General features: G+C 69.4%; 12 protein-coding genes. All 12 read right to left on the reverse strand.

From position 1 onward, the window contains the following. Positions 1–76: 76 nt before the first annotated feature. Positions 77–664, reverse strand: a complete 588-nt coding sequence (locus ACIOMQ_RS11520; protein ID WP_362201997.1) for a hypothetical protein — start codon at positions 662–664, stop codon at positions 77–79. A gap of 87 nt (positions 665–751) precedes the next feature. Continuing rightward, positions 752–1,873, reverse strand: a complete 1,122-nt coding sequence (locus ACIOMQ_RS11525) for a P1 family peptidase (protein ID WP_362202245.1) — start codon at positions 1,871–1,873, stop codon at positions 752–754. Positions 1,874–1,964: 91 nt separating this feature from the next. After that, the gene (locus ACIOMQ_RS11530) at positions 1,965–2,660 is read right to left on the reverse strand and encodes a 4'-phosphopantetheinyl transferase (RefSeq protein WP_401263599.1); all 696 of its coding nucleotides are present in this window, start codon (positions 2,658–2,660) and stop codon (positions 1,965–1,967) included. Positions 2,661–2,826: 166 nt separating this feature from the next. Then, positions 2,827–4,002: an MFS transporter gene (locus ACIOMQ_RS11535; RefSeq protein ID WP_401263598.1), complete on the reverse strand. Its 1,176-nt coding sequence runs from the start codon at positions 4,000–4,002 to the stop codon at positions 2,827–2,829. A gap of 6 nt (positions 4,003–4,008) precedes the next feature. After that, on the reverse strand, positions 4,009–4,584 hold the full coding sequence (locus tag ACIOMQ_RS11540) for a GNAT family N-acetyltransferase (RefSeq protein ID WP_402128846.1): 576 nt from the start codon (positions 4,582–4,584) through the stop codon (positions 4,009–4,011). Continuing rightward, positions 4,585–5,802, reverse strand: a complete 1,218-nt coding sequence (locus ACIOMQ_RS11545) for a type III PLP-dependent enzyme (protein ID WP_362202009.1) — start codon at positions 5,800–5,802, stop codon at positions 4,585–4,587. A 19-nt stretch (positions 5,803–5,821) separates the two neighbouring features. Beyond that, the gene (locus ACIOMQ_RS11550) at positions 5,822–7,135 is read right to left on the reverse strand and encodes a DUF6271 family protein (RefSeq protein ID WP_362202012.1); all 1,314 of its coding nucleotides are present in this window, start codon (positions 7,133–7,135) and stop codon (positions 5,822–5,824) included. Further along, positions 7,117–8,181: a phytanoyl-CoA dioxygenase family protein gene (locus ACIOMQ_RS11555; protein ID WP_401936211.1), complete on the reverse strand. Its 1,065-nt coding sequence runs from the start codon at positions 8,179–8,181 to the stop codon at positions 7,117–7,119. Before ACIOMQ_RS11555 ends, ACIOMQ_RS11550 begins: the two co-directional genes overlap by 19 nt. 595 nt (positions 8,182–8,776) lie before the next feature. Continuing rightward, positions 8,777–9,754 carry an ArsR/SmtB family transcription factor gene (locus ACIOMQ_RS11560; protein WP_402188718.1) on the reverse strand — a complete coding sequence of 326 codons (978 nt, stop codon included), beginning with the start codon at positions 9,752–9,754 and terminating at the stop codon, positions 8,777–8,779. A gap of 414 nt (positions 9,755–10,168) precedes the next feature. Then, positions 10,169–10,981: a class I SAM-dependent methyltransferase gene (locus tag ACIOMQ_RS11565; protein WP_402188846.1), complete on the reverse strand. Its 813-nt coding sequence runs from the start codon at positions 10,979–10,981 to the stop codon at positions 10,169–10,171. A gap of 35 nt (positions 10,982–11,016) precedes the next feature. Then, the gene (locus ACIOMQ_RS11570; RefSeq protein ID WP_402188720.1) at positions 11,017–12,657 is read right to left on the reverse strand and encodes an FAD-dependent monooxygenase; all 1,641 of its coding nucleotides are present in this window, start codon (positions 12,655–12,657) and stop codon (positions 11,017–11,019) included. A gap of 7 nt (positions 12,658–12,664) precedes the next feature. Further along, entirely contained in the window at positions 12,665–14,251 is a 1,587-nt protein-coding gene (locus tag ACIOMQ_RS11575) for an MFS transporter (RefSeq protein ID WP_402188722.1), read from the reverse strand. Between the last annotated feature and the right edge of the window lie 70 nt (positions 14,252–14,321).

Raw genomic sequence — 14,321 nt, forward strand, 5'->3', positions numbered from 1 at the left:
GACGGGGCCCGCGGCCGCGACGGGACCGACGGCCGTCATGACCGCCGGCCCGCCCTCCCGCCCGGCACCGCCTCGGTCAGGACTCCTCGAAGTGGACGTCCAGGACCGCGTCGAGTTCCTCCGCCCACTTCTTGAGGTCGCTCCTGGCCGGCGCCTCGACCTCGGCGTTGAACCACCGGCGGGTGGACATGTGGACCGTGACGGTGAACCGGCGGCCGAACCGGGGGGTCTTCACCTCGACCGCACCGATCTCGTCCCAGTGGAAATCGGCCTCCTGATCGTCCAGCCGGAACCGGACCCCCTCACGGTCCGCGGTGATCGAGCCACGGCGGTCGCTCACCTCGAATACGGGGCCGTCCTCCGCCTCCTTGCCGTCGGCCGCGGCGCCCTCGGACACCGCCTCCGTGACGGCGTCGTCGGGAGCGGCCGCGTCGGACACCCGCTCGTCCGTCTGCTCCTGGCCACTTGGCTCCTGGCCTGTCGTCTGCTCCTCGCCTGTCTGCTCCTGGTCCGTCCGCTCCTCGTCCTTCTCTTCCTGGGCTCTGTGCTCCCGGCTCGTATCCGGCGTACCGGCAGGGGCGGGGGCCGTGAGACCAGGGATGTACGCCGGGTCAGTCCCTGCGGCGTACCCGGGCTGGGTGTTCGGATCTATGCGCTGCTCCACGGCGGGCAGTATGGCCGACGAACCTGTACGAGACCAGTGACCACCGCGCCGCGCGCCTGTCTCTCCCCGCCGGGCCCGCGTACCGCGTCACCGATCCCGCGCCGCCAGCAGTTCCGTCACCCGGTCCAGCGGGAGCGCCGGGACGTGGTGGCCCGCCCGGCCGGTCATCGCGTGTGCGCCGGTGAGCACGTTGAGCACCGCTTCCTCCACCGACTCGACCACCGCCCCGTAGAAGGGATCCATCCGGCCCCATGGCACGAAGCGCATCGACTCGTACGGTGCACTGCCGTCGTCCTCGGGAAACGTGCTGGTCAGTGCGGACGGGTTGGCCGTGGAGAAGGCCAGGAAGAGGTCCCCGGAGAAGTGGCTGCCGGTGGTGCCGGTGCGGGCCAGGCCCAGCGTGACCCGGCGGGCCAGCGCCTTGCACTGTCCGGGCAGCAGGGGTGCGTCGGTCGCCACGACCACGATCACCGATCCCGCGCCGGGCGGCACCGGCCGCTCCCCACCGGGCACCGGTCCGGGCGCCGTCTCCCCGACCGGGTCGGACAACTCGCGCCCCACCGGCACGCCGGCCACCACCAGTTCGCGCCGCGCGCCGAAGTTGGCCTGCACGAAGGCGCCCACGGTGTAGCGGTCCTCGCCGTACTCCACCACCCGCGAAGCGGTCCCCGAGCCGCCCTTGAAGCCGTAGCAGCGCATGCCGGTTCCGCCGCCGACGCACCCCTCCTCGACCGGGCCGGACCCGGCCGCCTCGATCGCGGCCGCCGCGTGCCGGGGCTCCACGGCCGTGCCGTGGATGTCGTTGAGGTGGCCGTCCCAGGTCTCCGTGACCACCGGCAGCAGCCACTCCGGCGCCATGTCGCGGCGGTTGGCGCGTACCCACTCGACCACACCCCGGTGCACCGGCCCCACCGCGTACGTATTGGTGATGACCACCGGGACGGCGAGCGATCCGCTCTCCTCGATCCAGGCCGTTCCGGTCATCTCCCCGTTGCCGTTGAAGGAGTGCCAGCCGGCCGCGCAGGGCGTACCGACTCCGTCCCGGCCGCGTGGCAGGAGGGCCGTCACCCCGGTGCGCACGTCCTCGCCCTCGACGAGGGTGACGTACCCGACCTCGACACCGGGTACGTCCGTGATCGCGTTCCAGGCACCCGGCTCGCCGCTCAGCGGGATGCCCAATTCACGTGCACGCCTGCGGTCTTCGCTCATGTGATCTCCGCTCATGCGGACAGAGCGTACGGGTGGACCCGCATCCTGGACGAGGGGAGCGGCGGCGCTCGTCGTCTCCGCCTTCCCCGCGCTACCCGGCGGGCGTGTCCGGCTCGTTCTCGACGGCGATCGCGGTCGCCACGAGACCGTCCGCGACCAGCCAGCGGCCGCGGAACCCTGTCGGGGCCGGGTTCGCCGCCGGCCCGGTGGCCCGGTCCGGCTCCGGGGCGGAGATCAGCAGCTCGGCCGTGAACGTACCGTTCGAGTGGAGCACGATGTCGGCCTGTTCGAAACCGAGCCACCGGTGGGTGAGCGGGAACCACGCCTTGTAGACGCTCTCCTTCGCGCTGAACAGCAGACGGTCCCAGTGGATCTCGGGGGACATGCCGCGCAACTCGCGCTCGCGCCGCTGTTCCGTCGCGAGGGCGATGGTCTCGTGCACCCCGTCGGGCAGCGGCTCGTGCGGTTCGGCGTCCACGCCGACGGAGAGCACGTCCTCCCGGCGGGCGACCACGGCGGCCCGGTAGCCGGTGCAGTGGGTCATGCTCCCGACCACTCCGCCCGGCCATATCGGCGCGCCCCGTTCGCCCTTCAGGATGGGCGCGGGCGCGAGACCCAGCGTGCCCAGCGCGCGGCGGGCGCACCAGCGCGCGGTGGTGAACTCCTTGCGCCGGGACTCCACGGAGTTGCGGATCAGTTCCTCCTCGCCGGGGAAGAGCACCGCGTCGGACGGGTCAAAGAGCGCCTCGGCCACCGCGACCCGCGACGGCAGAATCTTCTCGATCATGTTCTCCCTCGTCCCGGCTGGTCGATCCATCCTCTGCATCGTCTCCGAAGCCTGCCCAAAGTGTGCGGGGTTCCGCCAGTGCCCCCGGTGCTTCCGACGGCGTTCTCGCACCGAGGAACGGTGCATACCGGCACAGTTGTCACATATCGGACCGATGTGGCACCGCTCAGGTCGCAACCGAGGGATCGGGTTCCGTCTCGGCGAGGCTCGGCCAGCGGATCTGCGTGGCACACAGGGATACGAGGACGGCCGAGGCCGCGACGGCGCCCATGCCCCACACCAGGCTGCCGGCGCTCGCTATGAAGCCGATCACCGCGGGGCCGGCCAGCAGGCCCGTCGTTCCCATGGCGGCGACCAGGGCCAGTGCGTCCGTGCCCTGTCCCGCGGCGGCCACGTAGATGCACGGTGTCACGGCCGCGACGCCCAGACCGACGCAGGCGAATCCGATCAGCGTCGGCACCACGCCACCGGCCAGCAGGGCCAGTGCCAGTCCCGCACCGGCCACCGCGCCGCCGACCCGGACGATGCGTCCGTCGCCCCAGCGGCTGCGCCAGCCGTCGGCGAAGATGCGAGCCAGCACCATCATGACCGAGACGACCGCGATGCCCATGGGCGCCAGCGACGGGGCCGCGTCGACGACGTCCTTCATGTAGAGCGCGGACCAGTCGTTCATGGCGCCTTCGGTCACCGTGCCGAACACCATCGCGAGGCCCATCCAGATCGTCACGCGGGACGGCAGGGTCAGTTTGCGGCGGCTCTTCTTCTGAGCCTGCGGGTCCTCCGTCAGCAGTCCCGACCGGGTGAGTCCGACCAGCAGCAGAAGGAGGACGGCGGCCACACCGAAATGCGCCGCGATGGCCGACGTCACCATGTTCATGCCGGACGCGAGCAGCGCGGCGAACAAGGAACCCGCGCTGAACGTCGCGTGCAGCTTCGCCATGGCGGTTCGCTGGTACGTGACTTCGAGAGCCGCACCCTGCGCGTTCATCGCGACGTTCAGGCTCCCCACCGCGATGCCGTCGCAGCAGATGACCGCGAGTGCGACCGGGTAGTTAGGTGCCACGGACAGCGCGAGCAGGAGCAGGCTCAGGCAGACGGCCGACAGAAGCGCGAGGCGCCGGGATCCCAGCCGCTTCATCAACACCGCCACGAGGGGGAACGATGCCGCCGCGCCCGCACCGCAGGCCATCAGCAGAAGGCCCAGTTCTGCCTCCGTCAGGTCGAGCCGTGCCTTGATCGCGGGGAGCCGCGAGGCCCAGGTGGCGTACTGGAATCCGAGGAAGCAGAACAGTGCCGCGATCGCCAGTTGCGCCCGGCGGAATTCATCACGAACGCCAAACACAGGGAATCAGCCCACTTCGTCTTCGAGAGGTGCCCCGTACAACAGGTCGTGGGCGAGGTTGGTCTTCTTCCCGGTACGGCCGCCGCCCGGCACCGTCCTGGACATGTACACCGCATCCGCGCCGTAACCGGCCGGGGGTGCGACCTCATGGCGGGCCGTGTATCCGTTCGCCGACCAGAAGGTGTCGCTGCCCGAGACGGCGACCAGAGAGATCTCCTCGTATCCCTTTGCCGCGGCCGTTCTTGTGAAGTGGCGCAGGAGACGCTTCGCCAGCCCTCTGCCGCGAGACTCCTCGGCGACGACGAGATCATGCAGATGCAGATTGCGCGAATGGAAGACGACGCCTTCCGCCCGGTTCAGATCCGGATACTCGGACACCGGGTAGGGCAACGCCAGCAGATAGCCCGCCAACCGCCGCTCGACGTCCAGCGCGAAGCACGTGGCCGGCGAGGCGTGGGCCTTGGACCTCAGCGCGGCCCGCCCCTCCGACAGCCCGTCCTTGGCGTACACCCCGGCTTCCAGCGCCGTGATGCCGTCCCAGTCGCCTTCGGAGATGTGCCGTATGCGTACGTCGTGAATCATCTACTCCTGCCCTTCCGGGGCTGGTTCGGCACCGGAAGGCCCGCCGTGGCGTTCTCCGTGTGTCCAGGTGTACGGAAGCGGGTCGAACCCGTTGAACCCCTGCGTCATGTAGCTGGTGACGTAGGCACCGCAGGAGAGGACCCAGACCGGATCCCCCGACGCGAGCGACTCGGGCACGGAGACGAGACGGTGCTCATGGGCGTAGGCGTCGTCGCTGTCGCACGTGGGCCCCGCGACAACGGCCGGCACGCATTGCGCGTCGGTGTGGGAGGGAAACCACAGCCGGTACTGCAACTGGTCCATCTCGTACAGGCCGTTGAACTTCCCACAGCTCAGGTACAGCCAGTGCTGCCGTTCACCGTCCCTCTGCTGCCTGGACGACAGCCGGGACACATGCGCTCTGATCGCACCGTGGTCGGCGACGAGATGGCGCCCCGGCTCCATGCGGAATTCCAGAGGGGATTGCGACACTTCTCCGAGCCGCTGCATTCCCTCCCGGATCACGGCGAAGATCTTGTCCACCGGGGGATCCAGAGGCCTGCCCCGGTTGTCGAGGTATCCGAGTGCGGGGAGGCCCCCGCCGAGATTGACATGGTCCAGCAGGATCTCTCGCCGGTTCAGGGCCGTGATCACCTCGGCGAGGTGATCGAACGCGTCCTGCCAGGCCTCGGACGTCATCTGCTGCGAGCCGACGTGAACGGACAGGCCGGACGGTGTCAGACCGGCCGACCGAGCCGCTTCCATCACGCGCACCGCGTCGGTCCCCGAGCATCCGAATTTCCGGCTGAGCCCCCACAGCGCCCCGTCACCGCTGGTGGCGAGCCGGCAGAAGACCCGGGAACCGGCGGCGTGGGCGGCTATCGCGGCCACGTCCTCCAGGCTGTCGGTCGCGAAGTCCCGGATGCCCAGCCGGTACGCGTCGACGATGTTGCGGTCGGACTTGATGGTGTTGCCGTAATGGATCCTGCCGGTCGGTACACCGGTCCTGATGGCTTGCGCGATCTCCGCCGGACTCGCCGCGTCGAAGCCGGACCCCTTCTTCGCCAGACAGGCCAGAACCTCGTCCACCGGACATGCCTTCATGGCAAATCGGACGGAGATGGCCGGCAACTCCCGTACCAGTGCTTCGTATTGCGCTTCGATCCCGCCGAGGTCGAAGACGATCCGGTCCTCGGTGGCCGCCGCCAGGGCGGCGCGCATGTCCGCGTTCAGTCGCATCGTATGGGTCCTGGCCCGGCTACCGGCTCGACCGGCGGACACCGGTGGACCCGCTCGCCCGCATCAGCGGCCCCCATGCCTCGATCAGCAGGGCGAAGTCCTCGATGTCCTCCTGGGCCTCGTCGAGCAGTCGTCCACCGCGCGCCGCCAGCAGATCGGCGAACTCGGCGTATCTGCCGCCCAGTTCACGATACGAACGGTCGAGGACGCTCAGCCGGTGCACGTTCTCCGCGCGGTCCAGCCGGGCGCTCTCCCTGACCAGTTCGACGACGGCGTCCGGCCGGACGTGATGCCGGTCGTCGAGCAGTGACGCACCGGCCGCCGCCATCCTGTCGTAGATGAAGTTGAAGTAGAGCATGGACAGGAAGAACTTCGTCAACCGCATCTGATAGGCCAGGAAGCCCGTGTCGGTTCTGCGTTCGGCCGTGTAGAAGTTGACGATGTTGCGGTTGTGCAGGACGCCCGGCAGCGTGCCGTCGTGCACGAGGTGCATGAGGAAGTAGTCGCTGCCGATGGTGTCCGTCGCGGGCGGCAGCGGCACGCGCTCGTACACCTCGTGCCGGAAGGAGATGTTGCACATGTCCACGCGCATCGGGTCGACATGGGCCAGGATCGAATGATCGCGGACGAACGGCTCGTTGCCCGCCCCTCTGAAGGACTCGTCGACCAGTTCCCTCTTCTGTTCGTCCGACCACTGACGAGGGGCCCACAGGCTGACGACGTCGTAGTAGATGTCGCCGTCCAGCCGGGCGATCTCACCGATGTCCACCGACAGTTCACCGACGAAGGAGCTGCCCACCATCACCACCGGCTTGTGTGCGTGCTCCGGGGACAGCGTGGTTTCGGACACGCCGTGCGCCGCGTCGATCGCGGCCTTTCCGAGCGAGGTGAGCTCGTGGTGGATGGGAAAGACGGGCTCACCGTTCAGGACCTGATAGGTGCTGTCCGAATCCCTGCGGTGGATCGACCGGCACCCGAGCGCGCTGCCGATCAGGAACGCGCGGTTGGTGCAGGCACCGTAGGAGACGCCGGCCGGAAGCATGAGGTCGAGGACGAGCTCCGGCTTGCTGACACCGGAACGCCGGATCACCCGCCGGAGGAAGTCCCGCTGCTCCGCTTCGTCGAGGTGGTGCACGATCACGTTCGGTGCGCGGCGGGAGTTGCCGAGGACTCCGGCGTGCTCCGCGAACGCCTCGGCGTCGGAGGAGTCCAGGATCAGCAGGTGCACCTCGACATCGAAGTGACCGGCCGCGTAGTCCGCTTCCTCGCCCAGGGCCGAAATCGTCGCGGCGCAGGCCCTGTTCGTGGGAAGGGTCAGGCAGATTTTGCGCATGCCGGCTCTCCGGTCGAGCGTTCGGGTTCCTGTCCGGTCCACGAGGTGAGTCCCAGCAGCTTCTCGCCGAGTCCGTCCAGCGCGGCGGTGCCGTACCTGAGGGATTCGTGTCTCGTCACGTCCCCGACCAGCGTCTTGTTCCAGTCCGGCGTGGTGAGACGGCGCCACGACTCGACCCTGGACCGCCGCAGCGCGTCGTGGGATTCCAGGGCGGGCATCATCGAGAGGTACTGAACCGCGCGCACCCCGTTCTCCGAGGTGTTGCGTGCCACGCCGTGCGCGAGCAGACCGTTCCAGATCAGCAGGTCGCCGGCCTTGAGCTCCGGTCGCACCACGGGGAAGTCCGCCCGGTCGGCATCCGGCCTGATCGGATCCCGGTCCGTCGGCTGAGCCACCTTCCACTCCTCGAACTGCCGGAACAGCTCGGGCGAGCACTGGAAACCACCCAGCTCCGGCCGGGTGTCGTTCAACGCGATGATCCCCTGGACCCGTTGCGGCAGAACACCGAGTGTGGTGTCGACATCCCAATGGAGCTCGATGTCGAAGCCCTTGTCCGTGGGGGCGATGAGGGCTCGGTCGCGGTTCTTGACGTTGGGCGGGTTGAGGTTGAGCCGGTCCAGGGTCACCCACAGTTCCTCGCAGTCCCAGACGTCGACGAACGCGTCGTAGACGCGCCGCGCCTGGCGGCTGTCCCACTGGAGCTGGTGGTGGTACGCCTCGACGAATCCGTAGACGTGCAGCTCTCTGTCCAGATCCGACCGGAACGGCCTGTCCTCGTACCAGCTGTCGGGCCGGGCGGGATCGAGGCCCTGGAAGTCCCAGGTGAAATCGAGCAGCCGCTTCGCCGCGGTGGCGGGAATCGCCTCCTTAACGATGACGTAGCCGTACGTCTGCCAGAAGGTGTAGTCCTCTTCGGAGAGCACGCGGAGCTCTCGCGACTTGACGATGTCCCTCAACGGCGTCCGGGCCAGATACGCCTCGCCGTCGGAGCTGAAGTAGGGACGGCCCGAGGGGGCTCGATGCAGATAGGGGTCGGGCGTCGGCATGCAATCACTCCAGGGCTCGAAGTTCTCAGTGGCTCTCAGCGGGGCCGAGCGACTGACGTGGCCCGGTCGCCCGGCCATGGCAGAGCGATGGCGGGACCGCGGCGCGTGCCGGCTGTCGCCGCCTCGTCGTCGAGGATCACGACACCGGCAGGGACGGTGTTGTCAGAGGGTCATGCGGACGGTGTTGCGGTGACCGCGGGAGCCGGGGACGGCCGAGGCCCTTCCTTCCGTCTGGCGCGACCGGGCGCCGGGCACCGTGTCAGGTCGGTACGGCGACGCGTTCGGGCTTGTGGAAGTGGACGGTTCCCAGTGTCTTGCTCACGTCTTCGCGGTCCTCCGGTCGAGCAGTTCCCACCTCGACTTTTGTCGACCGCCGGGCAGGCAACAACCCTTTCGGTGCACGCCGAATCGCCGCAGTTGCGCCCTGCGTGCGCGTGGGCGCCGCGAGGAATCAGGCCATGATCGGGCCTCGACCCGAAGAAGGGGCCGTTTTCCATCAATTGACTGCCCATCACCATGATCGACATGCCCATGCCAATCATGACGGTGCGGAGATCCGCTACCGGGATCCGGGCCGGAACCCGAGGCGGTCGCGCTACCCGACGCCGCGTCCGTGCGCCAGTTCCGCACCGTCCGCCGGCTGTCGATTCATGAGGCACTCCGCCAGCGCCATGCCCTCGCGGTTGAGTTCGTAGAGGACGCGGGTGCCCGCCCGGTGGCGTTGCACCACGCCGGCGGAGACCAGGGCCGCGAGGTGCTGGGAGACCGTGCTGGCGGCGAGTCCCAGATGGTCGGCGAGTGCGGATGTGGTGATGGGTACGGCCAGTTCACGGACTACGGAGGCACGCCCCCGGCCCAGCAGGATCGCCAGACGGTCCGCACGCTGCGGCCGGTCCGCGCCGTCCCGCTTCGGTTCCGCGCGCAGGAGGCCCGCTCCCCGTGCCGCGAAGGAGACCACCGTCCGCCCCTCGGCCACGGACCACCAGTGGGTGCCGTCCGCGAGCAGCATCGGAACGGCGGTCAGGCGGTCCGCGCCGTCCGTCCGCTCACGAGGCAGTCCGAGTTCATGGAGCAGCGCCGCTCCCCCGCTCATTGCCAGGGTGCGCGAGCGGAAGAGGATCTCCTCCTCCAGAGAACGCGCCAGACCGACCCCGCGAGGCTCGATGGCGGCCCGCCAGAAGTTGGCGAACTCCACGGCCAAATAGCGTAGTTGCGACTCGGGATCACGGATCAGCGCGGCGATCAGCGGATCGGCGAACGCCCGCGGGTACTCCCGGGCGAGTTCGTCGCGGACCAGTCCGGGCGCCGTGCGCGCGATGCCGTCGAGCTCACCGGCGATGCTCGACCTGCGCGAAGTGACGCCCGCGGTCAGGAACGAGGGGATGCGCCCCCGGGGCCGGGCCAGCGCGACAACGGCCCTCAGGCGCGGCGTCAGCGCCCCGTACGCCTCACGGGCCCACGCCGAATGCGGCCAGGGCACGTCGGAGCCGTACCGGCTCAGCAGTGCGATGCCGCCGAACGCCTGCCACAGCTCGCACAACGCCAGCCGCACGTCCGGGGCCTGCCGGTTCACCGGCTCCCCCGGCCTTCGCGCACCCGGGCCTCCGCCTCGGCGACAGGATCCGGCACGAACGCCAACCGCGCTGCATCCAAAGGACGTTCATCTGGAGGAAGATACGCGCCCACGACGGAAGCACGTGCCGGCTCGAACATGAACCCCGCCCATTCATCGTGGTCCAGACCAATGATGAACGAGCTTTCGACAACCGCCCGGCGACTGTCAAGGATCTTGTGCCCCAGGTCACACGACCATTACGCATGGTGCGCCAGTGCACACTTTCAGCGAGACGAGTTGGTCTAGACATGTTGACCCAACGCCTGTTAGGTTCACGCCCGTGACGCACCCCGCAGACGACGGAGCGCCGGGCCCACCCGCCTTCGGCGTACGGTGAACCCGGCGCTGGTGCCGGACAACTACCCTTTGGGATCAGATCAGTTCGGCGGTGAAGAGGAAGTTGCGCGGAACGTCCGTCACCTGGCGCGGCAGGACGAGATAGGGCCAACGGCCGGAGCCTTCCTCGCCCGGCTGCTTGATCTCCCGGACACTCCAGCCGCACTCGTCGAGCAGCTCCTCCGGCGTATCGGTGCCGAAGAGCCAGGGGGCCCCGTCCTCCTCGAGCGCCTTGATGAACGGGCGGGCCACCGGGTTGCTGAGCGCCGCGGTACTGATCAGGTCGCCGGCCACCAGCGCCCCGGGGGCGGAGAGCCGGGCCAGGGAGGCGAGCAGTCCGCGTACGGAACTCTCCTCCAAGTAGTACAGCAGCCCTTCGACGATCCACAGCGTGCGCGCCCCACCGCTGAACCCGGCGTCGTGCAGCGCCGACTCCCAGGAACCGGCCAGGTCGACACCGACGGTCGTACGGGTCAGCCCTTCCGCCGGCTCGGCGCCGGCCAGCAGTTCGTCCTTGACCTCCAGCAGCGCGGCCCGGTCGAGTTCGAACACGGAAGCCTTGCGGCCCCAGTCCAGCCGGTAGGGGCGGGTGTCCATGCCCGCGGCGACGAACACGACCTGATCGATGTCGTGTGCCGTGAGCGAGTTCAGCAGTACCTGGTCGAGATAGGCCGTGCGGAGCGCCAGATACTCGACGGTGACCGGACTCGCGTAGCGCTCAAGCAGGGTGAATCCGGTGTCGCCCGCCACGGTCCGCGCGTACGGGTCGCTGAACAGCGCGTCGTCGCGCTCGGTTTCGAGAGCGCGGGCCGCGGCGGTCCACTGGGCGGTGTAGGAAACGGCTTCCATCACGGTGGGCTCCTCGGGAAGGGGCGGGCCGGGTGTCACTGCGCACCACGGCTCGGTTCGAAGTCGGGTCGGTCGAGAACCGCGGACAGCACGGCGGACAGGCTTCGGCCGGGGTCCGGCGCGCCGTCCCGGCTGCGCCAGGCCACGAAACCGTCGGGCCTGGCCAGGAGTGCGCCGCAGGCGCCGATACCAGCCGCGCGTTCCCAGTCGGCCGTCGGGTCGCCGGTCGCGGCGCCGTCTCCGCCGACCCGGTGCACGCCGAGATCGAGCCCGGCCGCCGCCGCGATCTTCTCGGCGGCTTCGCACCAGTCGCCGCCGTCGGGTCCGGCGAGCAGCGTCCAGCGCGAGGCCGCCAGGTCGAGGGTCGAGACGCGCTCGCCGGCCACGGTCACCCAGTGATGCGGCAGGCGGGAGCCCGGGGCGCCGTCGAGCGAGACGGCGATGTCCTCGGTGGACGGGAGCTCGGGCCGGGGATCGACGACGGCGGCCGAGTCGTACCGGTAACCGAGGTGCACCAGGGGCGTGTTGGCGACCCCGGCCTCCTGGCGCTGCGCCCCGGCGAACGGGTTCCAGTGCAGGGCCGGGTTCTTCAGCCGGAGCATGGCCTGCCGCAGGGTGAAGGCGGCCACGGGGTGCCGTTCGGCGTGATACGTGTCCAGGAGCCCTTCGCCCGCCGTGCCGCGCAGCACCTGGGCGAGCTTCCAGGCGAGGTTGTGGGCGTCGGCGATTCCGGTGTTCATGCCGAAGGCGCCGAGCGGCGGGATGGTGTGGGCGGCGTCGCCGGCCAGGAAGACCCGGCCGTCCCTGAACCGTTCGGCGACGCGGGCCGTCAGCCGCCACGGGGCGGTGCTGAGGATCTCCACGTCCACGTCGGGCACACCGATGGCGGCGCGGACCAGTTGCTCGCACCGCTCCTGGGTGAAGTCCTCGGGCCCCTGGCCCTTCGCGGGGTCGTAGTCGACGTGCAGCATCCAGCGTTCTTCGGCGTCGACGGTGATCAGCACGGCCCAGGCGCCGGGCGCGGTGATGTCGGTCATGAACGGGATGCTGCCGAACCTGCCGTACAGATCGGCCCGGAAGACGATGTTCATCTTGGGCACGCCGAGGACGCCGGGGCCCTCGGCTCCGATGCCGAGTGCGCGTCGGACGGTGCTGGACGCGCCGTCGGCGGCGACCACGTAGTCGGCGCGCACGGTGCTGCCGTCGGCGAACCGGACGACGGCTCCGTCGTCGTGGGACTCCACGGATGTCACGGCGGCGTCGTGGCGCACCGTGGCTCCGGCGGCGCGAGCGGCCGGGGCGAGCAGTGCGTCGATCCGGTCCTGGGGGCAGTTGCCCGCCACCTCGACGGGGGTCACGGCGGCGAGCGCGGGGTTGCGGAAGTCCAGGGGGCCACCGCCCGGCGGGAAGGACGCCTCGGCCAGGGTGGGTACGGAGTCCCGCCAGGACGCGGTGCGGGGCCGTACGGACGCCGCCGCGATGTCCCGCTCCAGGCCGGCTTCGCGGAAGAGTTCCATGGTGCGCTCGTTGATGCCGAGCGCCCGGGGATGCTTCGTCGGTCCGGGTCGGCGTTCCACGACCAGCGCGGGGATGCCGTGGCGGCCGAGGAAGAGGGCGGTGGCGAGTCCGACGGTGCCACCGCCGACGATGAGTACGGGGACTCTGGTGTCGGTCATGGGTTCCTCACTTGTGGCCTGCGGGGGCGCCGCCGCCCCCGGGAGCGGCGGCTCCGGCGGGCCGGACGCCGGGGGGCGGCCCCGGGCGCCGCATCTCCTTGGCGAGCCGGGTGCTCACCAGGACGCCGATCACGCAGATGATCGCGGTGACCATGAAGACGCTGGTGAGGGCCGAGCTGAGGCCGGAGCGGAGCAGTTCCACCAGGTCGGCGGGGAAGGCGGACTTCTCCGAGAAGAGCATCTCGCTGACGCCCCGCGGTCCGGCCTGCCTGACGAGTTCCTCGGCCTGGCCCGTGAGCTGCTTGGTCTCGTTGACGAACAGGTAGTACTGGAGGACACCGAGCATGCTCACCCCGATCATGCCGCCGAACTCACGGGCGAGCTGGGTGATCGACGATCCGATGCCCATCAGATGCGGCGGCAGCGCGGACTGGACCGCGATCATGAGGACCGGCAGACCGACCCCGGTGCCCGCCCCGATCAGCAGCGTGTACGCGGCGGTGGTCCAGGCGGACGTGCCGGTGTCCATCGTCATCAGGGTGCCGAATCCGACGGCGAGCAGGAACATGGAGAGCATTCCCATCGCCCGGATGCCCACCTTGAAGATGGCGCGGCCGGCGAAGAGACTGCCCACGATGCTGGCGACCTGGAAGGGGAAGAGGGTGAGCCCGGTCTTCCCGATCGAGCCGCCGGTGACCCCCTGGGCGAAGACGGGCACGAAGAAGATCGCGCTGTACATCACCAGGCCGATGACGAAGTTCACGACGAACGCCGCGGTCAGGGTGCTGTTGGAGAACAGCGAGAGGGGGATGATCGGTGATGCGTGCCTCCGCTCGACGATCAGGAACACGACGAACGCCGCGATGCCGGTGACGAGGGCCGCCCATACGGTCCACTCCCCCAGGTCCCGCTTCTCCCCCGCCTCGTAGAGGGCGAAGAGCACCCCGGCGATCGAGTAGGTGATGAGGACGGCGCCGAGGATGTCGACCTTCTGCCCGGTGGCCTCGGTCCGGTGCTCCTGGTAGTTGCGGTGGATGAGCCAGGCGGCGATCAGCAGCAGCGGCGGGTTGATGAAGAACGCCCACCGCCATCCGACGTACTCGCCGATCCCGCTGCCGACCAGCGGGCCGAGCAGACTGCTCAGACCGAACACGGAGGCGAAGACGCCCTGCAGCCTGCTGCGCAGCCGCGGCGGGAACTGGAGCCCGATGGCCGCCATGCCGATGGGGAAGAGCGCCGCCGCGCCGAGGCCCTGCACCGCCCGCGCCGCCACCAGCTCGACCATCCCCTGGGCGACTCCGCACCATACGGAGCCCACCAGGAAGATGGTGATGCCTATATAGATCATGCGCTTCCGGCCGAAATGGTCGGAGAATTTTCCGTAGAGCGGGAGCAGAGCAGTGAGCGCGAGCATATAGCTGCCGAACACCCAGGCCGACAACTCCACATGTCCGAACTCCGCGACAACGGTGGGAGTTACGGTTCCCGCGATGGTCGAGTCGAGCGCCGAGACCGTCATAGCCAGAATGAAGCCCCATACAGGGGTCAGCAAATGACCTATCGGTTCCTTCTCGGTCTTTGTCGCAGCACTCATCCGCAACGGTTTCCTTTCCCCTGTCAACAAGCTCTGAAGGACCTCCCGCCCAGCCTGCCGGGAGCATCCG

This window comes from Streptomyces sp. NPDC087845 (assembly GCF_044742755.1).
In the GTDB taxonomy this organism is placed as follows: Bacteria; Actinomycetota; Actinomycetes; order Streptomycetales; family Streptomycetaceae; genus Streptomyces.

Bases quoted from the DNA above. Each gene is read 5' to 3' on its own strand.
- ACIOMQ_RS11525 (WP_362202245.1), bottom strand. From the start codon at position 1,873: ATGAGCGAAGACCGCAGGCGTGCACGTGAATTGGGCATCCCGCTGAGC.
- ACIOMQ_RS11530 (WP_401263599.1), bottom strand. From the start codon at position 2,660: ATGATCGAGAAGATTCTGCCGTCGCGGGTCGCGGTGGCCGAGGCGCTC.
- ACIOMQ_RS11540 (WP_402128846.1), bottom strand. From the start codon at position 4,584: ATGATTCACGACGTACGCATACGGCACATCTCCGAAGGCGACTGGGAC.
- ACIOMQ_RS11545 (WP_362202009.1), bottom strand. From the start codon at position 5,802: ATGCGACTGAACGCGGACATGCGCGCCGCCCTGGCGGCGGCCACCGAG.
- ACIOMQ_RS11550 (WP_362202012.1), bottom strand. From the start codon at position 7,135: ATGCGCAAAATCTGCCTGACCCTTCCCACGAACAGGGCCTGCGCCGCG.
- ACIOMQ_RS11555 (WP_401936211.1), bottom strand. From the start codon at position 8,181: ATGCCGACGCCCGACCCCTATCTGCATCGAGCCCCCTCGGGCCGTCCC.
- ACIOMQ_RS11565 (WP_402188846.1), bottom strand. From the start codon at position 10,981: ATGGAAGCCGTTTCCTACACCGCCCAGTGGACCGCCGCGGCCCGCGCT.
- ACIOMQ_RS11570 (WP_402188720.1), bottom strand. From the start codon at position 12,657: ATGACCGACACCAGAGTCCCCGTACTCATCGTCGGCGGTGGCACCGTC.
- ACIOMQ_RS11575 (WP_402188722.1), bottom strand. From the start codon at position 14,251: ATGAGTGCTGCGACAAAGACCGAGAAGGAACCGATAGGTCATTTGCTG.